This is a genomic window from Mesorhizobium sp. WSM4306 (assembly GCF_007003975.1).
GTDB lineage: Bacteria > Pseudomonadota > Alphaproteobacteria > Rhizobiales > Rhizobiaceae > Mesorhizobium.
Genome location: NZ_VFTC01000023.1, coordinates 1 through 25,001, shown reverse-complemented (window position 1 = coordinate 25,001; position 25,001 = coordinate 1). Strand labels below are relative to the sequence as shown.

The 25,001-nt window shown below is 63.1% G+C and carries 19 protein-coding genes; 7 read left to right on the top strand and 12 right to left on the bottom strand.

Annotated features, from left to right (window positions below):
• Positions 1 to 8 precede the first annotated feature (8 nt).
• The 8 genes from FJV77_RS23390 to FJV77_RS23355 form a co-directional block, all read right to left on the bottom strand.
• Positions 9 to 761, bottom strand: a complete 753-nt coding sequence (locus FJV77_RS23390) for an SDR family oxidoreductase (protein ID WP_142868970.1) — start codon at positions 759 to 761, stop codon at positions 9 to 11.
• Between the two features lie 63 nt (positions 762 to 824).
• Positions 825 to 3,092, bottom strand: a complete 2,268-nt coding sequence (locus FJV77_RS23385) for a transglycosylase domain-containing protein (protein ID WP_142868969.1) — start codon at positions 3,090 to 3,092, stop codon at positions 825 to 827.
• Between the two features lie 357 nt (positions 3,093 to 3,449).
• Positions 3,450 to 3,830 (bottom strand): hypothetical protein, encoded by a 381-nt coding sequence (locus FJV77_RS23380; RefSeq protein WP_112562746.1) that lies wholly within the window; start codon positions 3,828 to 3,830, stop codon positions 3,450 to 3,452.
• A gap of 164 nt (positions 3,831 to 3,994) precedes the next feature.
• A complete protein-coding gene (locus FJV77_RS23375) occupies positions 3,995 to 4,141 on the bottom strand; it encodes a hypothetical protein (RefSeq protein ID WP_019861232.1) in 147 nt (48 codons plus the stop codon).
• A gap of 24 nt (positions 4,142 to 4,165) precedes the next feature.
• Entirely contained in the window at positions 4,166 to 4,420 is a 255-nt protein-coding gene (locus FJV77_RS23370; RefSeq protein ID WP_112562748.1) for a GlsB/YeaQ/YmgE family stress response membrane protein, read from the bottom strand.
• A 107-nt stretch (positions 4,421 to 4,527) separates the two neighbouring features.
• Positions 4,528 to 4,734 (bottom strand): hypothetical protein, encoded by a 207-nt coding sequence (locus FJV77_RS23365; protein ID WP_142868968.1) that lies wholly within the window; start codon positions 4,732 to 4,734, stop codon positions 4,528 to 4,530.
• Positions 4,735 to 4,829: 95 nt separating this feature from the next.
• On the bottom strand, positions 4,830 to 5,450 hold the full coding sequence (locus FJV77_RS23360; protein WP_142868967.1) for a ribonuclease D: 621 nt from the start codon (positions 5,448 to 5,450) through the stop codon (positions 4,830 to 4,832).
• 135 nt (positions 5,451 to 5,585) lie between these two features.
• On the bottom strand, positions 5,586 to 6,971 hold the full coding sequence (locus FJV77_RS23355) for a dipeptidase (protein WP_142868966.1): 1,386 nt from the start codon (positions 6,969 to 6,971) through the stop codon (positions 5,586 to 5,588).
• A 441-nt stretch (positions 6,972 to 7,412) separates the two neighbouring features.
• Here FJV77_RS23355 and polA point away from each other — a divergent pair, with 441 nt between their 5' ends.
• Positions 7,413 to 10,361, top strand: a complete 2,949-nt coding sequence (gene polA / locus FJV77_RS23350) for a DNA polymerase I (protein ID WP_185970405.1) — start codon at positions 7,413 to 7,415, stop codon at positions 10,359 to 10,361.
• Positions 10,362 to 10,382: 21 nt separating this feature from the next.
• Here the strand turns inward: polA and FJV77_RS23345 are convergent, their stop codons facing one another.
• Positions 10,383 to 10,787, bottom strand: coding sequence for a Fur family transcriptional regulator (locus tag FJV77_RS23345; protein ID WP_112562754.1), 405 nt, complete (start codon positions 10,785 to 10,787; stop codon positions 10,383 to 10,385).
• 229 nt (positions 10,788 to 11,016) lie between these two features.
• Here FJV77_RS23345 and FJV77_RS23340 point away from each other — a divergent pair, with 229 nt between their 5' ends.
• The 5 genes from FJV77_RS23340 (at position 11,017) to amrB (ending at position 19,158) form a co-directional block, all read left to right on the top strand.
• Positions 11,017 to 13,236, top strand: coding sequence for a caspase family protein (locus tag FJV77_RS23340; RefSeq protein WP_142868964.1), 2,220 nt, complete (start codon positions 11,017 to 11,019; stop codon positions 13,234 to 13,236).
• A 104-nt stretch (positions 13,237 to 13,340) separates the two neighbouring features.
• A complete protein-coding gene (locus FJV77_RS23335; RefSeq protein WP_142868963.1) occupies positions 13,341 to 13,733 on the top strand; it encodes a hypothetical protein in 393 nt (130 codons plus the stop codon).
• Positions 13,730 to 14,440 (top strand): hypothetical protein, encoded by a 711-nt coding sequence (locus FJV77_RS23330; protein ID WP_142868962.1) that lies wholly within the window; start codon positions 13,730 to 13,732, stop codon positions 14,438 to 14,440. The genes FJV77_RS23335 and FJV77_RS23330 overlap by 4 nt, the downstream gene beginning before the upstream one ends.
• 12 nt (positions 14,441 to 14,452) lie before the next feature.
• On the top strand, positions 14,453 to 17,476 hold the full coding sequence (locus FJV77_RS23325; protein ID WP_142868961.1) for a caspase family protein: 3,024 nt from the start codon (positions 14,453 to 14,455) through the stop codon (positions 17,474 to 17,476).
• Positions 17,473 to 19,158 carry an AmmeMemoRadiSam system protein B gene (gene amrB, locus FJV77_RS23320; RefSeq protein WP_142868960.1) on the top strand — a complete coding sequence of 562 codons (1,686 nt, stop codon included), beginning with the start codon at positions 17,473 to 17,475 and terminating at the stop codon, positions 19,156 to 19,158. Before FJV77_RS23325 ends, amrB begins: the two co-directional genes overlap by 4 nt.
• A gap of 22 nt (positions 19,159 to 19,180) precedes the next feature.
• Here amrB and FJV77_RS23315 read toward each other — a convergent pair whose 3' ends face one another.
• The gene (locus tag FJV77_RS23315; protein ID WP_246691364.1) at positions 19,181 to 20,980 is read right to left on the bottom strand and encodes a hypothetical protein; all 1,800 of its coding nucleotides are present in this window, start codon (positions 20,978 to 20,980) and stop codon (positions 19,181 to 19,183) included.
• A gap of 186 nt (positions 20,981 to 21,166) precedes the next feature.
• Positions 21,167 to 22,246, bottom strand: a complete 1,080-nt coding sequence (locus FJV77_RS23310) for a serine protease (RefSeq protein WP_142868958.1) — start codon at positions 22,244 to 22,246, stop codon at positions 21,167 to 21,169.
• A gap of 400 nt (positions 22,247 to 22,646) precedes the next feature.
• Here FJV77_RS23310 and FJV77_RS23305 point away from each other — a divergent pair, with 400 nt between their 5' ends.
• Positions 22,647 to 23,738, top strand: coding sequence for a trypsin-like serine protease (locus FJV77_RS23305; protein ID WP_142868957.1), 1,092 nt, complete (start codon positions 22,647 to 22,649; stop codon positions 23,736 to 23,738).
• An 87-nt stretch (positions 23,739 to 23,825) separates the two neighbouring features.
• Here FJV77_RS23305 and mgrA read toward each other — a convergent pair whose 3' ends face one another.
• Positions 23,826 to 24,872, bottom strand: a complete 1,047-nt coding sequence (mgrA, locus tag FJV77_RS23300; RefSeq protein WP_142868956.1) for an L-glyceraldehyde 3-phosphate reductase — start codon at positions 24,870 to 24,872, stop codon at positions 23,826 to 23,828.
• Positions 24,873 to 25,001 lie beyond the last annotated feature (129 nt).

The window sequence follows — 25,001 nt, the reverse complement described above, 5'->3', positions numbered from 1 at the left end:
ATCAGCGCTCAGACGTGCTGGCCGCCATTGATGTGGATTTCCGAGCCCGTCACATAGGACGCCTGCTGCGAGCACAGGAAGTAGATGATGTCGGCGACTTCCGACGTGGCGCCGAGGCGCCTAAGCGGGATCGTCTCGACGATCTTGTCGGTGCCCGGCGACAGGATCGCGGTGTCGATCTCGCCTGGCGCAATCGCATTGACGCGGATGCCATGCGGGCCGAAATCATGCGCCATTTCGCGTGTCAGCGAGCCGAGCGCTGCCTTCGAGGTCGCATAGGCGGTGCCGGCGAAAGGATGCACGCGGGTGCCGGCGATCGACGTCACGTTGACGATCGAGCCCCTGGCCGCCGCCAATTCCTTGAAGAGGCCACGCGCCAGCATTATCGGCGCGAAGAAATTGACCTGGAACACGTCGCGCCAGACATGCATCGGCGTATCGATCGAGTTCATGCGGCTGTTGCCGTCCTTGAGCTTCGGCGAAATGCCGGCATTGTTGACCAGCGCATGCAACTGCCCGCCATGCGCTTCGAGCCGATGACGGATTTCGGAGACGGCGATGCCGACATCCTCCTGGTCAGCAAGGTCGACCTTGATGTGGTCCTCTGGACCTGCCGGCCACGGGCAATCCTCGGCGAAAGCCTGCCTGGAACAAGTGATCACCCGCCAGCCCTCACGCGAAAAGCGCTTGACCGTCGCATGGCCGATGCCACGGCTGGCGCCGGTCAGCACGATGGTTTTTCTGGTGTCGGTCTCGGCCATGTCGCTGTCTCCAGCCGGACATGTAGCGGAACGCGGTTGGCGTGGCGAGTGGCGAGTTGACGCTCAGCCGCCGCCGAGAATATCCAGGATCGACGTCTTGCGCTTCTTGGTCGGGCCGCCGACGCTGCCGGGCGGCACCGGGTGCTTGATCGAGGCGGTGGTGCCGCCATCGCCTGGCATGTCGAAGCCGTCGGCATCGACGGTTTCGGCCGGACGGCGGACCGGCGCTTGTGCCGGGGCTGCAGCGGGCGCCGGGGCAGGCTCCGAACGGCCGACGGCCACGGCAGGCTGAGGTGCTGCCTGGTTGTTGTCGACTGAGGGAATATCGTCGGGGACGATAGTATCAGGCGGTGTCGACTTCCACGTACCGGGCAGCGGCCTGACCGGCACGCCCTCATGCGCGGCGACCATGAATTCGTGCCAGGCTTGTGCCGGCAATGCGCCGCCGGTGACCTTCTTCATCGGGCTGCCGTCATCATTGCCGAACCACACGCCGGTGGTGAGGTTTGCGGTGTAGCCAACGAACCAGGCGTCGCGCGAATTCTGGCTGGTGCCAGTCTTGCCGGCCGACGGCCAGGCAAAGGCCGCCTTCTTCGCCGTACCGATCTCGACCGTGCCGGTCATCATCGAATTCATCATGCCGACGATGTCTTGCTTGACGACGCGCGGCGCACCGCCACCACTGTCGTCATAGAGCACCTTGCCTTCGGTCGTGGTGATGCGGCGGATGAAGTGGATATCTGGCTTGTAGCCACCATTGGCGAACGGCACATAGGCCGATGTCAGCTCTAGCGGTGTCACTTCCGAAGTGCCGAGCGCGATCGAGGTGTTGGCCGTCAGTTCCGACTGGATGCCCATGCGGTGCGCCGCCTCGACCACCGCGTCGGGGCCGACCTCCATGGTCAGCTGTGCCGCGACCGAATTCAGCGACTTCGCCAAAGCGGTCGCCAACGTCACCTTGCCAAAATACTTGCCGCCGTAATTGTCCGGCGTCCACTTGCCGATCTTGATCGGCGCGTCATTGCGCACGCTGTCGGGCGTGCGGCCGGCCTCGAGCGCGGCCATATAGACGAACGGCTTGAATGCCGAGCCGGGCTGGCGGCGCGCTTCGGAGGCGCGGTCGAACTGGCTGGTCGAATAATCGTAGCCGCCGACCATGGCGCGCACCGCGCCGGAATTGTCGATCGACACCAGCGCACCCTGGCTGACATTGAGCTTCTTGCCGCTCTCGTCGATCAGCCGGCGGATCGACTGTTCAGCAAGTTTCTGCAGGTTCAGGTCGACGGTGGTGTCGACGACGATGTCGCTGCGCACGTCGCCGATCAGGTCGGGCAGTTCCTCCATGATGGTGTCGGCGACATAGTTTTCCGAACCGGTCCAGTAGGATGGCGCGCGCGTTGCCGGCGCGCTCATCGCCGAGGTCAGTTCCTTGGCGCTGATCTTGCCTTCGTCGCGCATGGCGGCGAGCACCAGCTGCGAGCGCTGTTCCGCCGCCTTGGGATCGCGCGCCGGCGACAGCCGCGACGGCGCCTTCAGCAGGCCGGCCAGCAGCGCTGCCTCGGACAACGTGACATCGCGCGCGCTCTTGCCGAAATAGCGGCGCGAGGCTGCCTCGACGCCATAGGCGCCCGAGCCGAAATAGACCCGGTTGAGGTACATTTCGAGGATCTGGTCCTTGGTATGCTTGTGCTCCAGCCAAAGCGACAGCAGCACTTCCTGTACCTTGCGCTCCAGCGTGCGGTCGGGCTTCAGGAACAGGTTCTTGGCCAGCTGCTGGGTCAGCGTCGAGCCGCCCTGCGAGAAATGCCCGCCGAGCACATTGGTCACCATGGCGCGCGACAGGCCGATCGGATCGATGCCGAAATGCGAATAGAAGCGGCGGTCCTCGATGGCGATGACGGCCTCGGGAATGTAGGGCGACATTTCGTGCAGGCCGACCGCCTCGCCGCCGCTCATACCTCTGTTGGCAAGCAGCTGGCCGTCGACCGAGACGATCTTGATGTTGGGCGCGCGGTCGGGGATCGACCAGGTGGTGGCCGCCGGCATCTTGGCGCCGTAATAGACGACAATGCCGGCCACCGCGATGCCGCCCCAGATGCAGAGCACGAAGCACCAGTAGAGCATCCGGGCCATAACGCCGAACAGGCCGCGCCGGGGTTTGCCGCGCCTGCCGCGCGACGACTTCGCCTTCGACGATTTGCGTTTGGCGGAGGCTTTGCGGTTGCTCGGCACGACGCGGTCCTCCTCGCTCACCGAAAGACCCGGCTGGGATCGCGCCTGCGGCGGTCCCTCGAAACTGGGCTCGATGCGGCTGTCTCTGCGGTTCGCCATGCCTGCGCTTGCTGCCCCCGGTGCCTATGGCGCTCCGGTTGCAGAGTAGATGCGGCGATTTAAGGGCGGGTTAAGTCGGAAAAATTCAAGGCGATTGATAATCAAATGCTTGGGGTCCGGCAGTGATCGCGCTGTTCGAGCCCCTGATTTTGGCGCTGGAAAGCAGTCGCGCCGGCCGCGAAGGAACAATCCTCGCATGGCATTTTGTCCGGGCGCCATGGCCCGAGCCATTCTCAGCCGTGACCAGGCAGTCGCGGACATGTTCCGCGTTGGGGCGCGATCGCAAATGGTCGCGGCTTCGCGTTCGACCGCGCCCCAAAATCACCCGTCACCAGGTAATCACCTGGTGGACGTGCGTCAGCCGATCGCCGCACGAACCGAGAGCGCTGCCCTGGACGATTGCATAACCTCGCCGACATGGCAGTAGCAGACGATCTCGTGCAGTTGGTGGTCGGTCAGCTCGAAGAAGCGCTTGGCTTCGCCATAGCTGTCGTCTTTCAGACCTTCGTCGTGCAATATGGGGTCCGTGAAGGCAACCGCTATCGGCGAGCCATCGCCTCGCATCACATCGCGCTCCGGCGGGGCACGGTATTCAGTCCCGGCGAGCGCGGTCAGGAGCCGGCTGGGCTCACGTTCAAGAAGCTCGGCCCAACGTACGAGACGTTGGGTTCGGCTCATTACCGGCTGTGTGTTGACCTCGGCCACTGCATGCAGTTGGTCCAGTGTTTGGTGTTTCATGGCAACCTCCTAGTAGTAGGTTGACCCCAAACTCCCTATATCGACATCATAGCGCCGAAGCGTCGATCCGTCATTCGAATTCCATGTCGGGGCAACCGCGGGAGACCTCGCCAATGCCTTTTTACATGCAGCCAGCCGGCGCCCCGCCGCCGTCGACGGCAGGCTCAGTTCTGCTGGATCGAAATGCCCTTGTCGTCGATCTTGAGCTCGACGCCTTTCGGCTTGGTCTGCTCGCGGTAGACATAGACGCCGAGCGCGATGACCACGACGACGAGCGCGCCAATGATGAGATAGAGCGTGTTCTGCTTCACGGCGCGCCTTTGTCGTCTTGAGCTTCAGGCTCGTTTCAGGACCTTGACCAGCACCAGAAGAATGACGGCGCCGATCGTGGCGTTGATGATGGCAGCGAGAATGCCGCCGCCGATGGCAAAGCCGAGCCTTGGGAACAGCCAGCCGGCGATCAAGGCGCCGATAATGCCGACGACGATGTTGCCGATCAGGCCGAAGCCGAAGCCCGAGACGATGAGACCGGCGAGCCAGCCGGCAATGGCGCCGATGATCAGGAAGATGAGAAGGCTTTCGATGCCCATGGCGAGTCCCTCCAGGATGAGAGGCGGCTGCGGAGCGGACGGCCCCGAATCGGCCTCATTTTCAACGGCTTCACGCTATGCGAAAGCACATCAACCCGCCAGCGGGCTCACTGATCGTCGTCATCGTCACTGGAGGCAGGCCGCCAGCTGGTCGGGTCGACCTTCTTCTGGGTGTCGCTGTCTGTGTAGACCCACCAGGCGCCGTCGCGGTACTGCCCGACGGATTCGCTGACGACACCGGCGCCGTCCTTCCACAGCACAGTGACCTTGGACCCGTCCGTCGGGGCGGTTGCTATCGGCTTTCGGTCTGCCATGTCATCCCCTCTATGCGCAGAACAAGTAGCTGCAGCCGACAGAACGCTGCCACTCCCATCCGGTTCCAGAGCTGCGGCCCAGAACACCCTAACCATCAGCTGTGCGCAAAAATATCCTCTTCGTCCCAGCCCATCAGATCGAGCTTGGCACGCGTCGGCAGGAAGCGGAAGCAGGCGTCGGCTTCCTTGGTCCGCCCGTCCCGCGCCAGCCGTCCGGCCAGTACATCGCGCAGCCGGTGCAGATAGAGCACGTCGGACGCGGCATATTCGAGCTGTTCGGGCGACAAGGTCTCGGCCGCCCAGTCCGACGATTGCTGCACCTTCGACAGGCCGACGCCGAGCAGTTCGAAGCAGATGTCCTTCAGCCCGTGCCGGTCCGTATAGGTGCGGGTCAGCCGCGAAGCGATCTTGGTGCAGAACACCGGCTCCGGCATGACGCCGAAGGCATTGCAGAGCACGGCGAGGTCGAAACGGCCATAATGGAACAGTTTGGTGATGCCGCGATTGCGCAGCAGGCTGACCAGGTTCGGCGCCTTCTTCTGGCCGGGCGCGATCTGGATCACATCGGCGGAGCCATCACCCGGCGAGATCTGAACCACGCAAAGCCGGTCGCGGTGCGGCTTCAGCCCCAGCGTCTCGGTGTCGATGGCCACCGCGTCGACATTGTAGTGAGACAGGTCGGGCAGATCGTTCTTGTGGAAGCGGATGTCGCTCATTGTCTTCTCCGGATCGCGGCCTGCAGCGCCGCGCATCTCTTAAGATGCGCAAAGGACGCTGCAGCATATTAAACTTGTCGGTCGTCCTCGCCGCGATCCGCTGAAAAATCAACCAGAAATTGGTTTCCCGCTGCTTCAGCGCGTCAGCGCATCGAGAATGCGCGCCCAGGAGCGCTGGCCCTTGTGGAAGGAGGTCAGCTCGTATTTCTCGTTGGGCGAGTGGATGCGGTCATCGTCGAGGCCGAAGCCGACCAGCAGCGATTCCATGCCGAGATAGGTTTGGAAGTCGCCAACGACGGGAATGGAGCCCCCGCTGCCCGTCGTCACCGCCGGCTTCGGCCATTCATCCGACAACGCATTCTTGGCCTTGGCCAGGAAGGGCGAGTCGTAGGAAAGCTGGATCGCCGGCGAGCCGCCATGCGGGTGGAACTCGACCGAACAGTCCGCGGGAATCCGCTCCCTGACGAATTTCTGGAACGCGGCGCGGATCTTTTCGGGGTTCTGCTTGTGGACGAGGCGAAAGGAGATTTTTGCCGACGCTTCCGCGGCGATCACCGTCTTGAACCCCTTGCCGGTATAGCCGCCGATAATGCCGTTGAACTCTGCCGTCGGCCGGGCCCAGGTCAGCTCGAGCACCGAGCGGCCCTTTTCGCCTGATGGGATCGACAGGCCGATAGGCCCGAGAAAGGTCTCGGCGGTCTCGCCGAGCGTCTCCCACGATTTCAGGATCTGCGACGGCGTCTCCTCAACGCCGTCATAGAAACCGGGGATGATGATGTGGCCGTTCTCGTCATGGATGTCGGCCAGGATTTTCGCCAGGATGCGGATCGGATTGGCGGCGGCACCGCCATAAAGACCGGAATGCAGGTCGCGATCGGCCGCCTTGACCGTGATCTCCTCGCCGACCAGACCGCGCAGACCGACGCAGATCGACGGCGTCTCGCGGTCCCACATGCCGGTATCGCAGACCAGGGCGAAATCGGCCTTGAGCTCGTCTGCATTGGCCTCGAGGAACGGCTTCAGCGACGGCGAACCGGATTCTTCCTCGCCTTCGAACAGGATGGTGATGCGGCAGGGCAGATTGCCATGCACCTGCTTCCAGGCGCGGCAGGCCTCGACGAAGGTCATCAGCTGCCCCTTGTCGTCGGCCGAGCCGCGGCCGGTGATCACCTTGTGGCCCGGTTCGATCTCCTTCACCGCCGGCGCGAACGGATCGCTCTCCCAAAGCTCGATCGGATCGACCGGCTGCACGTCGTAATGGCCATAAAACAGCACATGCGGCGAACCGGCGGGGCCTTCATGATGCGCAACCACCATAGGGTGTCCTGGCGTGTCGCGCACGGACGCGTCGAAGCCGATCAGCTTGAGCTCCGATACCAGCCATTCGGCGGCCTTGCGGCAGTCGGCGGCATAGTCGGAATCGGTGGAGATCGACTTGATGCGGAGCAGGCCGAACAGGCGCTCCAGACTCTGGTCGAGATTTTTATCGAGACGGTCGAGGACGGGGGAAATGGTGGACATTATTGCGGGCCTTTCTTTTCGGTGCCGGGACCGTAAAGGCAGCGCATCAAAACGAAAAGCCCGCGATCGTTAGACCACTGGCTGGAATTTGCTTGTTGAAAGGCAAAAAAGAGCCGCCGTGGTGGAGGGGGAACCACGGCGGCCTTTACTCGAAACGTTGCGGCAGCCCGGAGAGGGGGGATAGGCTGCCGCAGTTGTCCGGGATAGGCGGGGGACGGGCCTTGCTCCGGACTCGGCGAAAACTGCCGATGACATGTATTTGTGTCTTCGAACGTGGCGTTTCAAGGGCACGAAGATTACACTTTTGTAACATGGTTGTGAGCGGCCGAGGTCCATAACGAGGCATTCACAGGCAGCCTCTGTCAGGATGGCGCCGCAACGCCTGTTGGAAGCGTGCCTTTGCCATGGACCGCGCCGCCCTGCCGCGCTATCCCTGCCGGCATGAAAAAAGGCGATCATCTCTTCCTTATCGACGGCTCCGGCTACATTTTTCGTGCCTATCACGCGCTGCCGCCGCTGACCCGCAAATCCGATGGGCTGCCGGTCGGCGCGGTGTCCGGCTTCTGCAACATGCTGTGGAAGCTGATGCAGGATGCCCGCAACACCGATGTAGGCATTGTGCCGACGCATTTCGCGGTCATTTTCGATTATTCATCGAAAACCTTCCGCAACGAGCTCTACCCGGAATACAAGGCCAACCGCAACGCGCCGCCCGAAGACCTGATCCCGCAATTCGGCCTGATCCGCCAGGCTACCATCGCCTTCAACCTGCCCTGCATCGAGATGGAAGGGTTCGAGGCCGACGACCTCATCGCCACCTATTGCAAGCTTGCCTGCGAGGCCGGCGGCGACACTACCATCATCTCCTCGGACAAGGATCTGATGCAGCTGGTCGGCCCCACGGTCGGCATGTACGACCCGATGAAGGATCGCCAGATCGGCATCCCCGAAGTCATCGAGAAATGGGGCGTGCCGCCGGAAAAGATGATCGACCTGCAGGCGCTCACCGGCGACTCCGTCGACAATGTGCCGGGTGTGCCTGGCATCGGACCGAAGACGGCAGCGCAATTGCTGGAACAGTTCGGCGACCTCGACGGGCTGCTGGCGCGCGCCGGCGAGATCAAGCAGGACAAAAGGCGTGAATCCATCATCGCCAATGCCGACAAGGCGCGTATATCGCGCCAGCTGGTGACGCTGAAGAATGACGTGCCGGTGACCGACGGGCTCGACGATTTCGTGCTGCACGCACCCGACGGGCCGAAGCTGATCGGCTTCCTCAAGACCATGGAATTCACCTCGCTGACCCGCCGCGTGGCCGAGGCGACCAGCACCGAAGCCGGCGATGTCCAAGCCGTCGCTGTCACCGTCGAGCGCGCCGACACCGCGCATGGCCCCGATGTCGGGTCGGGCGCACCAGCAATTGCTCGCGGCGGCGGAACCAACGATGCAGCACAGGCTGAAGCCAAGGCCGATACCGCCAAGGCCGGCGATACCCCTTCCCTGCTTTCAGCACTTCGTCTCGAAGCGGCGTCCGCCGCCAGGATCGACCCCGCCGCCTATGTCGCCATCCGCGATACGGCAGCGCTCAAGACCTGGCTGGCCCAGGCCAAGGAGACCGGCATCGTCGCTTTCGACACCGAGGCGACGTCTTCCGACCCGATGCTGGCCGATCTCATCGGTTTCTCCCTGGCGATCGGACCCGGCCGCGCCGCCTATGTGCCGCTGGCGCACAAGAGCGGCGCTGGCGACTTGCTCGGTGGCGGCACGCTGGAGAACCAGATTCCGGTCCGCGAGGCGCTGGCGCTGCTGAAGCCGCTGCTCGAGGACAAATCGGTGCTCAAGATCGCCCAGGACGCCAAATACGACATCGTCGTGATGAGCCGCCACGGCATCGACATCGCGCCCTTCGACGACACCATGCTGATCTCCTACGTACTCGACGCCGGCACCGGCCATCACACTTTGGCCTCGCTTGCCGACAAATGGCTTGGCCATGCGACGACCCCGCTCAAGGAGCTCGCCGGTTCGGGAAGGAGCTCCATCGGCTTCGAACAGGTCGATATCGAGAGAGCGACCACCTACGCTGCAGGCCATGCCGACGTGGCCTTGCGGCTGTGGCAGGTGCTGAAGCCGCGGCTGGCCGCCAAGGGGCTGGTCTCGGTCTATGAGCGGCTGGAGCGGCCGCTGGTGCCGGTTCTGGCCAGGATGGAGCAGCGCGGCATCTCGGTCGACCGCCAGATCCTGTCGCGTCTCTCCGGCGAGTTGGCGCAAGGTGCGGCGCGGCTGGAAGAGGAAATCTACGGCCTCATCGGCGAGCGCATCAACATCGGTTCGCCAAAGCAGCTCGGCGACATCCTGTTCGGCCGCATGGGTCTGCCCGGCGGTTCCAAGACCAAGACCGGGCAATGGTCGACCTCGGCGCAGCTTCTGGAAGATCTCGCCGCCGAAGGCCACGAACTGCCGCGCAAGATCGTCGACTGGCGCCAGCTGACCAAGCTGAAATCGACCTACACCGACGCCCTGCCCGGCTTCATCCACCCCGACACCAAGCGCGTCCACACCTCCTATGCGCTGGCCGCGACGACGACGGGCCGGCTGTCATCATCCGATCCCAATCTGCAGAACATCCCGGTGCGCACCGCCGAAGGCCGCAAGATCCGGACGGCCTTCATCGCCAACAGGGGCCAGAAACTGGTTTCGGCCGACTACAGCCAGATCGAACTCCGCGTGCTTGCGCATGTCGCCGAGATTCCGCAGCTGACGCAAGCTTTTGCCGACGGCGTCGACATCCATGCCGTCACCGCCTCGGAAATGTTTTCCGTGCCGGTCGAAGGCATGCCTTCGGAAGTGCGCCGCCGCGCCAAGGCGATCAATTTCGGCATCATCTACGGCATTTCGGCCTTTGGGCTGGCCAACCAGCTGTCGATCCCGCGCGAGGAAGCCGGCGCCTACATCAAGAAGTATTTCGAGCGTTTCCCCGGCATTCGCGACTATATCGAGGCGACCAAGGCCTATGCGCGCGAACATGGCTTCGTCGAAACCATCTTCGGCCGCCGCATCCACTATCCGGAGATCCGGTCGTCAAACCCGTCGATCCGCGCCTTCAACGAGCGCGCCTCGATCAACGCCAGGCTGCAAGGCACCGCCGCCGACATCATCCGCCGCGCCATGGTGCACATGGACGAAGCGCTGGAGAAGGCCGGCCTGTCCGCCCGCATGCTCTTGCAGGTGCATGACGAACTGATCTTCGAGACGGTGGAAGCGGAAGTCGAAGCGACCATCCCCGTGGTGCGCCGCGTCATGGAAAACGCGCCGATGCCGGCAATCTCGATGTCGGTGCCGCTGCATGTCGACGCTAGGGCCGCGAACAACTGGGACGAGGCGCATTAGCGTCTCGCCGTAGCTGCGTACCTAGGCAGCCTCTGCCCTACACTTCGCGCACGTCCCGCGAAACTCGATCACCGCCTTCTTGGCGGCGAACCCTGTCGAGCGCACCCATTCGTCGAGCCGGTGGTCAACATCGTGATCCGACATCTCCGTCACCTGCCCACAGGTGTCGCAGATGGCAAAAGCGGTCATTGAGTGGCTGTGGTCGTGCGGTTCGGCGCAGGCGACGAAGGAGTTGAGGCTTTCCAGCCGGTGCACGAAGCCTGACTTCACCAGGCTGTCGAGCGCGCGGTAGACCTGCAGCGGCGCGCGGAAACCGCGCTCGCGCAGCTGGTCGAGCAGCGTATAGGCGCTGAGCGGTCCGCTGGCGGCCTCGAGCTTCTCGAGCACGCTCAGCTGATTCTTCGTCAGCACATCCCTTGCCGCCATGATCCTGTTTCCGATCTTTCCGCACCGCCTGCACGGCATTTCTGTCATGCGCAGTCTCTATGCCCTTGAGATAGCGATGAACCGGGCTTTTTGCCACTGTTTCCGTTATCGCCATCGACACCATGACCACCACCGGCGGTTGACGGCACTGACCACATTCAAAATACTGACAAAATCCTCGGCAAAGGGTGCCGCACTTGGAAATTCGATCGGGCTTGGGGAAGCAATCATGATCAAATTGACACGACGGACGCTGCTCGTCGGCACGTCGGCGCTTGTGGCCGCCGGTACGGTTTCGTTCCGCACCCTCGCCGCTTCGCGCACGTACCATGCGCTGCTGGTAGCCTGCACCGACTATCCCAACCTGCCGCAGAAGAACTGGCTGATCGGTCCGAAGAACGATGCCGGCCTGGTGCGCGACTATCTCCTGAAGAACACGCCCGAACCGGTGAAGTTCGCCGCTGAGAACGTGACCTTGCTCGCCAAGGACGTCGAAGGCGCCAATGGCCCGCCGACGCATGCGGCGATCAAGGCCGCTCTTGCCGACCTCGCCGGCAAGGTGCAACGCGACGATTTCGTCTATCTGCACCTGTCCGGCCACGGCGCCCAGCAGCCGCAGGCCAAGGCTGGCGACGAGACCGACGGCCTCGACGAGATTTTCCTGCCCTCCGACATCAACAAATGGATCAACCGCGAAGAGGGCGTGCCGAACGCGCTGGTCGACAATGAGGTCGGCGCCGCACTCGACGCCATCCGCGACAAGGGCGCCTTTGTCTGGGTCGTGTTCGACTGCTGCCATTCCGGAACCGCAACGCGCGCCGCCGAGATCGACGACGAACTGGAACGCAAGGTCGAATTCGCCGATCTCGTCGGCGGCGATGACGCGGCCAAAGCTGCAGCCGTGAAGGTCTATGACGACATCTCGGCCAGCACATCGCGCGGTTTCGACGAGAATGGCGCCCGCAAGCCGGCCTTCAACCTGACGCCGACCGGCGCCGAGCCGATCGCCAGGGGCAAGCTGGTCGCCTTCTATGCCGCGCAGACGGTCGAGACGACGCCCGAAATGCCGCTGCCCAAGGGCACCCCCGACGCGCCGCGCTTTGGTCTGTTCACCTTCACCCTCCTGTCGAAGCTGGCCGAGAACCCCAACGTCACCTATCGCCAGCTCGGCCAGGCCGTGCTGCAGCAATATTCGGCCGACGGCCGCACAAGGCCGACGCCTTTGTTCGAGGGTGAACTCGATGCCCGCGTGTTCGGCACCGACAAGACCGATGCCGTCATGCAATGGCCAATTGCCGTCAAGGATGGCGATGTCGCGATCGGCGCAGGGCTGCTCCAGGGGCTTACCCCCGGCAGCAAGCTCGCCATCCTGCCTTCGGCGCTGTCGAAACTGTCCGACGCGGTCGGCTATCTCGAAGTGCAATCGGCGAGGAACCTGGAAAGCAACCTCAAGCCGGTCGAGTTCGACGGCAAGCCGGCGCTTGCGCCGACGGCGGTACCCGCCGGCGCCTATGCATGCGTTGCCGAACTTGCCGTCGACTACAAGCTGCTGGTGGCAAAGCCGGCGCCGACCGCAGGGCTCGAAAAGGAAACCGAACTCGCCAATTCGGTTCTGGATGAACTGGCGGCAAAGCCCAATTCCGGCTTCCACATCGCGCTGGTCGAGCCCGGCAAGAGCGCCGATCTACGTCTGGCGGTGCTGCGCGAAAAGTCCATTGCCGGCGCCGCCGCAGATGCGACCGACGAGCCGGCGCTATGGTTCCTGCCGGCGTCGGGCGACATCAGCTTGAAGGACGGCAGCAAGCCGCCGCGCATCGTCATCCATCCGGATGGCCGCGATAAGCTCGCCGAAAACACAGCCAAGAACCTGACCACGATCTTTCGCGCCACGGGCCTGTCGCGGCTCGCCGCCGCGTCCGACTACCGACCGGACGAGGTCAGCGTCCAGTTCCTCATCAAGCGCCAGGACAGCGGCGCGATGGAGCCGATCGAATCGTCGACCGTGCCGCGCGTTTCGCCGGGCGACCAGGTGCACATTGCGGCCAGGAACGAGTCCGACGAATTCGTCGACATCAACGTGCTCTATATCGGCAGCGACTATTCGATCACTCACATCGTCTCCGAGCGGCTGGCGCCGATCAACCAGCAGGCTGACCAGGGACTGAAGGAAGGCCTGCTCGCCTTCACCGACACCAGCTTCGGCATGGAGCGCATGATTGCCGTGCTGACCGAGGCGCCGCCGCAGAGCGAGAAAGAGGATTTGGGCTTCCTTGCCCAGGAAGGTGTCCGCTCCGTGACGCGAGCCGCCTCGGCGACGCCGGGCTTCTCAGACATGCTGGCCGACATCGGCATGGCGCCGGCGACACGCTCGGTGATGCGGCTTGCCGACAAGAGCGGTCCGAAGGGCGCGGTGATGATCTTCCCGATGGAGACGGTGCCGCGCGCCTGAGCTGCAACGGACTGACATCCTTTGTCGGCTCTTGCGCCAAGGCCATGATATATGAACATTTCCCGGATCGCGGCGTCTCGATGTGCCGCGGCAGGATGCAAAAGATGAGGACATCCGTGACTATCCCCGTGCTTTCCTGGCGTGCAGCGACTGCCGGCCTTGCCGCCGGCCTGTTGCTGGCCGCCAATGCCTCGGCGGACGAAACCTGCGGCTTGTGCGTCAAGCAGGTCGTCACCAATTCCGAGCTCGCCACCTGCTTTCTCGACCAGTATGACCAGATCGCCAAGACCGGCAGCACGGCCGTCGTCGTCGATCTCTCCAACTGCGCCTCGCGCGGTGTGGTCGAGCCCTTGCCGTCACCCAACAAGGCGGCTGCCGAACCGGACGTGCAGTTCATGATTTCGCGCACGCAGCTCGATTGCCTGAAAGAGAAACTGGAGGCGCCCGGCATCGTGCTCGATCCCTCCGCCACCATCCAACTGGACAGCTGCGGATGAAAAAGCCGGGGGGCACTGCAACACAAAAACGGCCGGCCCTGCCGGTGCCGGCATCGAACAAGAAGCCGGAGACCTTGCCGGAAACCACCGAAGGTTTTCCGTGGCCGAGCAGCCACGAGATCAAGAAGGAATCCAACCCGTTCACCGACCGCGACTGGCGCATGCTGGCCTATGCCTGGTCGGGCCTCGCCGTGCGGCTGGCGATCATCTTCACCCTCGCCTTCTCGGTCTTCCAGTTTCTGGCAAACCAGGAACAGAAGCGCGTCGAGCAGACGATGTCGCTGGTCGAGCTCTGGGAAAGCAAGGATTTTCAGCAGGCACAACGCGCGCTCAAGGAGCGGCTGGCGGCGCTCAACGCCAAATATGACAATCTGCTCAGCGCCACGCCGTCGCCAACCGAGGAACAGGTGTTCCGGCAACGCATCGGCATCGAGGCAATGACGGCCGGGGGCGGCACCATGCCGATCGCCGATTTCAACGACAATTTCGACCGCATCGTCTATTTCCTCAACCGTCTCTCCATCTGCGTCGAGGGCAAGCTCTGCTCGCGCGATGTTGCCGACGCCTATTTCCGCGACTATGCCGTGTCGTTCTGGAGCTACTTTGCCGGCTACATAGAAAAGGAACGCAAGACCGGTTCCGCGAACTATGCCCAAGCGATCGAAAACTATGTGCGCCACGGCTCGCCTCCCGCTGAATCCAAATAGCGGCGCAATAAGATGCCGGGCAGCTCTTATCCCTTGCGTGCTTTCCGGTGGCTGATCGTGGTCGGTCTTCTGGCGCTGGCGTCGACCGCGCGTGCCGAAGACCTCGATTTCCATCTCGATCTCAACACCGGCGGTCACAGTGCGAGGGTGACCGACCTTGCCTTCACGCCGGACGGCCAGGAACTGGTCTCGTCGTCGGACGACAAGACTATCCGCATCTGGGACTGGCAGAGTGGGGTGACGCTGCGCACCATTCGCGGCTATCTCGGTAACGGCAATGACGGCAAGATCTTTGCGATCGCCGTGTCGCCGGACGGCAAGACCATCGCCGCCGGCGGCTATTTCGGCGCCGGCATCGGCGACAAGCCGCCCTATGGCGATGTCAGGCTGTTCGATTTCGCTACCGGCAAGATCAAGGCCGTGCTCAAGGGCGCCGACTACGCGATCTATGATGTCGCCTTCTCGCCGGACGGAAGCATGCTGGCCGCCGGCGGTGGCGATGGCTTCGTCTATCTCTGGCGGGTGGACGACAAATCCGCTTCGGGCTGGACGCTGGCCACAAAACTCGATGCCGATACCTGGCGCGTCGAGAAGCTTGCCTTTGCCGCAGCGGGAACCCGGCTGGCGGCGACGACCACCGACAATGGCATACGGCTCTGGGACGTCGCCAAGGCAGAGGAAATCCCGCTGCCAGCCGAGGCCGAACCGCTGCGCGACGTCAGCGTCGCCGCACTCGCTGTCTCGCTGGATGGCAGCCTCTTCGCCACCGGCAGCAAGGATGGTGATGTCCAGCTCTGGCAGGCCAGCGACGGCAAGTTCGTTCGCGCCATGCCGAAGCAGGATTTCCAGATCGGCGCGCTGAGCTTCGCCACAGGTTCGCGGCTTGTGGCGTCGTGCAGCTATCGCTGCGCCGACAAGCATCGCACGGTGGTCTGGAATACGGATAGCGGCGAGCAAGTTCACGACTATCGCGGCCATGACGGCACGGTCTTTGCCGGCGCCAGCAATGCCGACGGTTCGCTGGTGGCGACCGCCGGCGGCACCCGCAATGCCATCCAGGTCTGGGACCCCGCGACCGGCGAGCGCAAGGCGCTGTTGCAAGGGGTCGGCGAACCGGTGACGGCGGTCGGCATCGATGCGGTGAGCAACTCCATCGCCTGGGGCAATGCCAACCCCTGCCCCGAACGCGTGTCCTGTCCCGAGCTTCAGGGCACGCTGGACAAGGTGCTGGCGCTACCGACGGCCGAGCGGTTCTTCGAGGACCCGGAGGCCTTGGCGCAACAGAGCGCCTATGCCCGCGCCGTACTGGCCGACAGTGACTGGTCGCTTCGTGCTGTCCCCGGCGGCAAGGACGGCCTGGAAAATGCCGTGCTGGAAATCGCGAACGGCGGCAAGACAGTGCACAGCATCGAGAACGCCGCCACCAATGGTTTCGTCCATTCGGCCTACACCCTGATTAGCAACGGTCTTGGCCTGGTCACCGGCGGCAGCGACGGCACGCTGCTGGAGTACAAAACCGCGACCGCCGCGGTGTCAGGCGAATTCACCGGCCACACCGCCGAAATCAACGCTATTGCCGCCTCCGAGAAGGAAGGACTGCTGATCACCGGCAGCGCCGACCAGACCGTGCGGCTGTGGAACTTGAAGACGCACAAACTGATCGTCTCGATGTTTTTTGCCGGCTCTGAATGGATCGTCTGGATGCCGCAGGGCTACTATTATTCCTCCGCCGACGGCGACAAATTGATCGGCTGGCAGGTCAATCAGGGCCGCGATCATGAGGGACGTTTCATCAGCGCCGGCCAGTTGAAGAAATACCTCTGGAGCCCGGAAATGGTGCGCCGGGCCATTGTCCTGCGCAGCGCCGAACAGGCGGTCCAGGAAATGCGGCCCGGCGTCGACCGCGAGCTGGAAAAGCTGCTTTCGCGCAAGCCGCCGGAATTCGGCATCAAGCTAGCTGACGACCAGAGCAATGTGCGCGAGGGCTATGTCGCCGTCGAGATCACAGGCGCGCAAGAAGCCGGCGCCGATGTCGCAGGCTTTTCGATCCTGTCGAACAGCCGCAATGTCGGCGATGTCACGGCACGCTCGGTCGATGGCGGCAAGAGCACTATTGTCGAAGTGCCGGTCGAGAATGGCGAAAACACTATCCGCATCACCGGCACCAACGAATTCGGCTACCTGACCGAGCGCAGCGTCACAGCCTTGGCCCGGAAAACCGAAAAGCCCGCCAACAAGGGCAAGCTCTACGTCGCCGTGATCGGCGTCGACAAATATCCTTTCCTGACCAATGCCTGCGCCGGCCGCGGCTGCGATCTGCGCTACCCCGTCGACGACGCCAGCGAATTCCTCAAGGTGATCTCGCAGAAATCCGCGCCTCTGTTCTCATCGATGGAGACACTGGTGCTGGTTAACCGCGAAGCGCTGGATGAGGCGCCCGACGCCGGCAAGGACGTGTTCAAGGTCGCCAGCGCCGACGGCATCCTGGAGCCGGATTCCGACACGATCGACGACCAGCTCGCCGATTTCCTCGACAAACCGGGCGAGAACGACACCACCATCATTTTCGTCGCCGGCCACGGCATCAACATCGACGAGGACTATTATTTCATCCCCACCGATGGCCGCAAACAGGACGCCGAGCGCTGGAAGCGCTCCTCGCTGGTCGACTGGGGCGACATCCAGAAATCGGTCGAGCGGGCCAAGGGCATGCGTTTCATGCTGCTCGACACCTGCCATGCCGCCAATGCCTTCAACCCGCGCCTGGAAAAGGATGCGCAGGACGCGCGCATCGTCGTCTTCTCGGCCACCGCCGCCAACAACACCGCCGCCGAACTGCCGGAGCTCGGCCATGGCGTCTTCACCTATTCGATCCTCGAAGGCCTGCGCGGCCGGGCCAAGACCTCCGATGGCGGCGTGACGCTGTTCGGCCTCGCCGACTACATTTCGCGCGAGGTGCTGCGGCTGACCGCAGCGAAGCAGAAGCCGTTCTACTATGTCGGCGGCGTCGAGAACATTGTTTTGGCTGAGCCATGAGCGCACGTTTGCTGGCGCTTGCCGTGCTTTGGCTGGTCGCCGTCGGTGCGTCGCCGGCAGCCCCCGTCGCCTGCCCACCAGGCGACGCCAATTTCCCATCCTTCTACGACGACCCCACCCTCTTCACCGACGCCATCGCCGACGTCGCCAAGATCGAGCCTTCCAACCAACGTCTCACCGGCATCACCGTGCCGCACCACCTGCTCGCAGCCGATCTGGTCGCACTCGGTTTCCACGCCGCGTCCGGCTTCCGCTACAAGCGCATCGTCATCCTGTCGCCAGATCATTTCCACAAGACGCAAAAACTCTTCGCCACGACCACGCACGGCTTCGACACGGTGCTTGGTCCGGTCTCGGCCGACGCGGCGGCCGCGCGCCTTCTCGAAACAAACAGCGACATGGTCGAGGAGTCCTGCCTGTTTGCCAAGGAACATGGCGTGCAGGCCATGCTGCCGTTCCTGCATCACTATTTTCCCGAGGCCGAAATCGTTCCCGTAGCAATGTCGGTGAAAGCCAAACGCGGCGACTGGGACCGGCTGGCAGAGGCGCTGAGAGCGATCGTCGACAAGGACACGCTGATCGTCGAATCCACCGATTTCTCGCACTATCTGCCGCAGCATGAGGCGCAGCGTTTCGACCAGCAGACATTGAACATGCTCGCCGCCGGCTCGCTCGACGGTATTGCCGCGCTGCAGCAGCCAGCGCACGCCGATTCGGTCGGCGCGCTTTACATCCAGACCAGGCTGCAGCGCGAACTGTTCGGCGCTGCGCCGCTGGTCGTCGCCAACGAGAATTCGCAGGCGCATTCGAGCGACTATGTCGAGCGCACCACCAGCTATGTCGTGGCATTGTTCGGCGCCTTCGGTCCCGGTTTCAACAACCCGACACGGCCCGACGACAAGCTCTATTATTTCGCCGGCGACGTGAGTTTCGGCCGCGTCATGAAAAAGGTCCTGGTCCGCGACGGCATTGCCGAGAAGATCGTCGACAGCGTGCTGGCTTTGACCAGGTCGCGGCCGCTGATCGTCAACCTCGAAGGCGTCATCCTGCCCAACGTTCCCGAAGCGATCGACGACATGACACTGGCAATGCCAACAGACCTCGCCATCGGCATGCTGAAGAAATTAAAGGTCGCCGCCGTCAGCCTTGCCAACAACCATGCCTATGACCTCGGCCCGTCCGGCTATGCCGAGACGCTGGGCGCGCTCGATGCGGCCGGTATCGCCCATTTCGGCCAGGGCGAGACCGAGGCGCTTGCCGATCTCGACATTGTCGGACTGACCGACATCGACACCAACGGCTCCAGAAACACCGACCTTTTGACGCCTGCCTTGCTCGACCGGCTGTTGCACGACAAGGCCGAGAGGCCGGTGGTCGCCTTCGTCCATTGGGGTCGCGAGTACAAGACCGAGCCGTCGCCGCGCGAGGAGATGCTGGCCGACCAGATGCGGCTGCGCGGTGTGTCGGCCATTGTCGGCGGCCATCCGCATGTGTCGAGCGAAGCGATCCTGCCGCTCGCCGGCGGCGATGTGGCGGAAATCTATTCGCTCGGGAATTTCCTGTTCGACCAGAAGGCCGAGCGATCGTCCGGGTCGATGCTGGAACTCAGGGTTTTCAGCCAGGGTACGATCTTTGCCCGGCTGATCCCGCTGCCCAATTATTTCGAGATGGGCTCCAGATAGAGCCATTCCGGGAAGCGGTGGTTCAGCACCCCTGCAGGTCTTCCGGCAAATAGCACACGGCCGGCTTGGTCCTGGTCTCGAACAGGGATTGCTTCGGCCGGAAATAGAAGAATGTGGTGGGCTTGCTCTCGCGCGTGCTGCCATCAGCGAAATGGGCAGCGATGCTGAAGCGATGGATCGACGACATCGACGACCACATTTTCAGCCGCGCCGAGTAGGCGCTGAGGTTCTTGTTGCCGCGCACCGGCATGGGGATGCTGTAATCGGTCTTGCCGATCGGGAATTCAATGTTCTGGTAGCGCAGCGCTTCGGGCGAGGCGCCGCCGCCATCGCCGCATTCGGCGAGCGATTCGGGAACCTCGATGCTGACCAGCGAAACGACGACGCGAAATGGCTCGCTCTGCTGGTAGACAGCACCCTGATCGTCGGCCCAGGAATAATCGAGCTTGCCGATCCCGGTGACGCTCATCTTCTCGATGCTGCCGCTGATATAATCGGCAACATCGCCGAACTTGACCTTGTTGGCCACCTGGGCGCGGCAGACGTCAAGTGCGTCCCTCGACGGGCAAGTGAAGCGCTGGGTCTCGAGCGTGGTCGTATCGACGCCGGCCTCGGCCAGCACATTCTTGACCGAGACGTCGACGCCGTCGCCGAAATTGCCGATGTCCTTCGTGAACACGCGGCTCGGCTCGCCGGTCACGTTGTCTTCCTCGTCGGTCCTGGTGAACTGGATCGACATCTTCATGTCCTTGGCGTCGCCCCAGCCATTGTTGACGATCGAGAAATCGGGGCGGAATCCGACACAGCCATAGTGCTCGCTGATCGACAGCATTGGTTTGCGATAGGCTTCGCTGGAAGCAACTTTCATTTCCAGGCTGTCAAGCTTGACCCGCGACTGATCGGTGGTCTTGAGGTCGACTTCGGCGAAGGCCGGCGCCTGCTCCCAATCCATGCCGTCATAGACATTGCCGGTACGAACCTGCCCGGTGCCGTTCCAGGCATCGTTGTATTCGTCCGACACCGGATAGATCGCGATGTCTTCGTCGCGCACCAGATGCTGGTACTGCATGTCGGCCTGCTGCGTCATGCGCTGGTCGACGGCAATGCCGATTTCGACCTTGTCCGCGGCGCCGCCGCCGGTTTGCGCCTTCAGCAGCCCGCCCACCCTGGCATCGGCCAGCACATCAGGGCGCGCCCCACCGATCTCCTTGCCCATCGCCCATTGCGACCAGTAGACGGTGCCGCCCGGCAGCCGGGTGCGGCCCTTGCCGTTCTTCAACCCGTCGGCAAATGAGCCGGCGAATATTTCGCCAGTCTTCGTCTCCAGCCGGCCTTGGCCACTTGGCACACCGGCCGTGAATTGCCCTTCATAGCGATTGCCGTCGGCGTCGATGTGGATGCCGTGGCCATCGAGCTGGCCGGCGACCCAATGGCCGTCGAGTATCTCGCCTGAACGCAGTTCCAGCCGGCCCTGCCCGTCGGGCCGGCTATTCCTGATCTCGCCGAAATAGCTGGAATAGATGGTCTTGGGGTCATAACTCGCAGAGCCGCGTACCCGCCAGACCAGCCTGCCCTTGCCGTTGACGGTGCCGTCGGCACCAACCGTCTGGTCCGGAGACTGGCCGGCGGCCGGCTCCCAGACGAAATCGAGACCGAGTTCCGGATGGAAATCCCAGACCCGCACGTTTTTGCGTAGCACCGAACGCGTCTGGCTCTGGTAGAGGATTTGTACCCGCTCGGCCCAGGCGCCAGGTGAGGCGCCACCTTGATCGGCCGCCGCCGGAAAACATATCAGCGCGGCCAGCATGGATGCAGCCGCCATCGCTTTGACCCCGAAGATCACCCCTGCCCACGCCATCGTTCCCAACCCCTTGGATCGCCTAGCGTAAGCGCCACTGGAAAACTGTGCAAGGGAGTGATTTCGATACAAAAAACCGGCGGCGGGACTTTCCCGCCGCCGGTTTGGTATTGCCGGTTCTCGCCGCTATTTGCCGGCGAAAGATCGGGCCTATTTGTACAGGCTGTTGATCCACTCGACGTTGGCGGCGTTCAGGCGCACGGCCGTGTTGGCATTCGGGCTTTCGGCCACGTTGACGCCGGTGACGACCCGCTGCTTGGCGCCATTGTCATAGGCGTAGACCGAGCTGCCGCTCGACCCCGGATAGGTGTCGCAGTCGTATTGGAAATACTCCACGCCGATATTTTCGGCCTGCACTTCGCAGGTCGCCTTCCACATCGTGCCCATCGGCTTGTCGCCGGGATACCCGACGATGTTGGCGGTGAAATCGCCCAGGTTCTCGTAGTTGGCATAACCCAGCCAGCCGAGATTGGTGCCGATATCCTGCTTCAGCGTGATGATGCCGAGGTCCCACGGAATGACCGAGCCGTAGTAGCCCTGATAATTGTCGATGAAGCCCTGCAGGATATAGACGCTCTCATAGCTGAAAGCGCCGAACGGTGCATCGTCTGCCGTGTTGCCGTTGAGCGACGGCACGAAGATGACGTCGTCGAGCCAGGCCTTGTCTTCATTGCTGTAAAGGCAATGCGCGGCGGTGAGCACCGTGCGCGGACCGATCAAGGTCCCCGAGCAGCTGCCATAACCGCTCTTGGCTTTGCCTTCGATATAGCCGATCGCGGTGAACGGGTAGGTCTTGGTGTTCTTGATCTGCTCGCGGTCGTCTGCCCCGAACACCTGGCGGCCGGCTTCGTCGCCGCCCGTCAGCCCGGTCTTGTCGGCGGCCGGTGCGTTGGCCGGCGCATTCAGTTCCTTGATGACAAGGTCCTTCAGCGTCTCGCCGGCATCGATCTTGATGTCCTTGCCATCGGCGGAACGGCCGACGATGCCATAGGATTTGACCGCCGTTGCCTCGTCGGTCAGAGGCGCTGCCCGGCTGGCTTCATCTTCGGTCAGCTTCGGCGGTGCGATCGGTTTTGCCCGCCCAGGCTGGTAGTCGCCCGTCCCGACATCGCGCATGCTTTCGCCGTTGCCGGCATTCGCGGAGCCGGGATCGGCGGCGAAGGCAGGTATCGTCCACATTGCGGTGGATAGCAATGCGGACGCAATGATAGTGCTTGTCAGTTTTGTCATGGTGAGACTCTCCCAAAAGTCAGCAAGGAGTGGATCAAAATACAGAAATATTGTCGAGATCGTGGTGGCGTTAAAAAATCAGTTTGGTTACCCGCCCGTGTCGGATCATGTTCCGGACGGTCTCGTTAAAGCCCTCCGCCAAACGCACCCGCGTCGATATACTGCCTAAAATAATCCAACATTGGCAATGACAAATCGCTTCCACGTAGCCCGTGGGGGGCTATAGGGTTTGGGTGGGTTCTGCCCGACGGGCACGATTAGCAAAAGTGGTGTTTCGGTTTTATGACCGTTCGCGCGCCGTTCGATATGGCGCAAGGTGCGAGCGGCGTACCGGTTCGCTCAGGCTGATTTTGCGCTAGCTTGGCATCGCCCGCCAATTTTCATCTCAGGAGGTTTCAAGGTGAACATTTTCCATCGGTTCAGGCCGCTCGCCGCTGCATCGCTGTTGGGCATCGCGGCTGCCTTTCCCGCCGTCAACGCGCTGCATGCGGCAGACGCCGCCGTCAGGCCGGAAGCGGCGGTCTCGCCGATACAGCGCGTCGCGGAAGCCCGGGACAAGGCCAAGGCCGAGAACCCCGACGGTGCCGACCGCGTCTATGGCGGCAAGGAAGCTGACAAGGGCGCCTATCCATTCCAGGTGGCGCTGCTGACCACCGCGCGGCTGGATCCTAGCCCGGCCTCACAGCCGAATGCGCAATTCTGTGGCGGCAGCCTGATTGCACCGCAATGGGTGCTGACGGCGGCGCACTGCCTCAACGACAAGGGCCGGCCGATTTCGCCCGAGACGGTGACCGTGCTGACCGGTGCCACCGATCTCACCGAAGGCAAGCGCTACAAGGTGGTCGGGGTCATCGTCAACGAGGGCTACAGCGAACAGACGCTGGATAATGATCTCGGGCTGCTCCGGCTCGCGGAGCCCGCTGATGCGCCGATTATCAAGATCACCAATGAGCCGACACCCGACAGCGGCAAAACCACTGTGATCGGCTGGGGCAAGATGCAGGACGGCACCTTCCCGACCGCGCTGATGGTCGCCGATCTCGATCTCGAGCCGAGCGCAGCCTGCAACAGCGGCATCAAGTCGATCTATGCTCATGACCTCAAGGCGGCGCTCAGCGACCTCTCGCACCGCATGCGCTATTCGGAAAAGGGCATCGACGCCGCCGCCAACGCGATCGCCGCCGACATGTCCGATCCGCTGACCAAGAACATGATCTGCGCCGGTACCGACAGCGGCGAACGCGACGCCTGCAATGGCGACAGCGGCGGGCCGCTGTTCATGACCGGCGCCGACGGTCCGGTCCAGGTCGGCGTCGTCTCCTGGGGCGAAGGTCCGTCCGACGGCACCGCTGCCTGCGGCCACAAGAACGCCTATGGCATCTACACGCGGCTGGCCAACTACACCGGCTGGATCGAGGAGAAGATGAAGACCCCGGCTCCGGCTGCCGCGGCAGCGCCCAAGGCTGGCCTCGGCACCGCCAAGAAGCCCTGAGGACCAGAGCGGTTCATCGTTTCATGAAAATGCAAACGGCGGGATCCTCCCGCCGCTTTGACTCGTATCGTTTGCCGGCTGTGTAGCTCACTTGCGCGGCGGACCTTTGCGTTCCGCCGAAGCCGCCCACAGATTGATGTCGGACTCGCGTGCGTAGGTGTCGATCTCGGCGAGCTCGGCGTCGCTGAACTCGAGCACCTTGAGCGCTCCGACGCAGTCCTCGACCTGTTCCGGCCGGCTGGCGCCGATCAGCGCCGAGGTCACCCGGCCCTTGCGCAGCACCCAGGCCAAAGCCATCTGCGCCAGCGTCTGGCCGCGTCGGCCGGCGATCGCGTTCAGCGCCTGGATGTTGGCGATGGTCTTGTCGTTGATGAAGGCGGGCCGCAACGACTTGCCCTGGCTGGCGCGGCTGCCCTCGGGAATGCCGCCAAGATATTTGTCGGTCAGCATGCCTTGCGCCAGCGGCGAGAACACGATCGAGCCGACGCCCAGCCCTTCCAGCGTATCGAGCAGCCCATCTTCTTCGACCCAGCGGTTGAGCATCGAATAGCTCGGCTGATGGATGATGCAGGGCGTGCCGAGCTGCTTCAAAATATCCGCCGCCTCGCGCGTGCGCTGCGAATTGTAGGACGAGATGCCGGCATAGAGCGCCTTGCCCGAACGCACCGCATGATCGAGCGCGCCCATCGTTTCTTCCAGCGGCGTGTCGGGGTCGAAGCGATGCGAATAGAAGATGTCGACATAGTCGAGCCCCATCCGCTTCAGGCTCTGGTCGAGGCTGGCCAGCACATATTTGCGGCTGCCCCATTCGCCATAAGGGCCGGCCCACATCTCGTAGCCGGCCTTGGTCGAGATGATCAGTTCGTCGCGATAGCCGGCGAAGTCGTTGCGAAGGATGTCGCCAAAGGCGATTTCGGCCGAGCCGGGCGGTGGACCGTAATTGTTGGCCAGATCGAAATGGGTGATGCCGAGATCGAAAGCCTTGCGCGCAATCGCCTGCTTGGTCTTGTGTGGCGTGTCGTTGCCGAAATTGTGCCATAGGCCGAGCGAGATCGCCGGCAGTTTCAGGCCGGACCGCCCGCACCTGTTATAGACCATTTTCTCATAGCGGTTTTCAGCCGGCTGCCAGCGCATGGGTACATATCCTGGATTGAATGGGTGTCGGCGCGCGCGCGCCGACACCCGTCTACCAAATTTGTGCTTAGCCAACACCCCTTTTGCGTCCTTGACGCCGCGCGCCGCCGGCCGCGCGCAGGTGGTCTG

Bases quoted from the DNA above. Each gene is read 5' to 3' on its own strand.
- FJV77_RS23390 (WP_142868970.1), bottom strand. From the start codon at position 761: ATGGCCGAGACCGACACCAGAAAAACCATCGTGCTGACCGGCGCCAGC.
- FJV77_RS23385 (WP_142868969.1), bottom strand. From the start codon at position 3,092: ATGGCGAACCGCAGAGACAGCCGCATCGAGCCCAGTTTCGAGGGACCG.
- FJV77_RS23380 (WP_112562746.1), bottom strand. From the start codon at position 3,830: ATGAAACACCAAACACTGGACCAACTGCATGCAGTGGCCGAGGTCAAC.
- FJV77_RS23370 (WP_112562748.1), bottom strand. From the start codon at position 4,420: ATGGGCATCGAAAGCCTTCTCATCTTCCTGATCATCGGCGCCATTGCC.
- FJV77_RS23365 (WP_142868968.1), bottom strand. From the start codon at position 4,734: ATGGCAGACCGAAAGCCGATAGCAACCGCCCCGACGGACGGGTCCAAG.
- FJV77_RS23360 (WP_142868967.1), bottom strand. From the start codon at position 5,450: ATGAGCGACATCCGCTTCCACAAGAACGATCTGCCCGACCTGTCTCAC.
- FJV77_RS23355 (WP_142868966.1), bottom strand. From the start codon at position 6,971: ATGTCCACCATTTCCCCCGTCCTCGACCGTCTCGATAAAAATCTCGAC.
- polA (WP_185970405.1), top strand. From the start codon at position 7,413: ATGAAAAAAGGCGATCATCTCTTCCTTATCGACGGCTCCGGCTACATT.
- FJV77_RS23345 (WP_112562754.1), bottom strand. From the start codon at position 10,787: ATGGCGGCAAGGGATGTGCTGACGAAGAATCAGCTGAGCGTGCTCGAG.
- FJV77_RS23340 (WP_142868964.1), top strand. From the start codon at position 11,017: ATGATCAAATTGACACGACGGACGCTGCTCGTCGGCACGTCGGCGCTT.
- FJV77_RS23335 (WP_142868963.1), top strand. From the start codon at position 13,341: ATGAGGACATCCGTGACTATCCCCGTGCTTTCCTGGCGTGCAGCGACT.
- FJV77_RS23330 (WP_142868962.1), top strand. From the start codon at position 13,730: ATGAAAAAGCCGGGGGGCACTGCAACACAAAAACGGCCGGCCCTGCCG.
- FJV77_RS23325 (WP_142868961.1), top strand. From the start codon at position 14,453: ATGCCGGGCAGCTCTTATCCCTTGCGTGCTTTCCGGTGGCTGATCGTG.
- amrB (WP_142868960.1), top strand. From the start codon at position 17,473: ATGAGCGCACGTTTGCTGGCGCTTGCCGTGCTTTGGCTGGTCGCCGTC.
- FJV77_RS23315 (WP_246691364.1), bottom strand. From the start codon at position 20,980: ATGGCGGCTGCATCCATGCTGGCCGCGCTGATATGTTTTCCGGCGGCG.
- FJV77_RS23310 (WP_142868958.1), bottom strand. From the start codon at position 22,246: ATGACAAAACTGACAAGCACTATCATTGCGTCCGCATTGCTATCCACC.
- mgrA (WP_142868956.1), bottom strand. From the start codon at position 24,872: ATGCGCTGGCAGCCGGCTGAAAACCGCTATGAGAAAATGGTCTATAAC.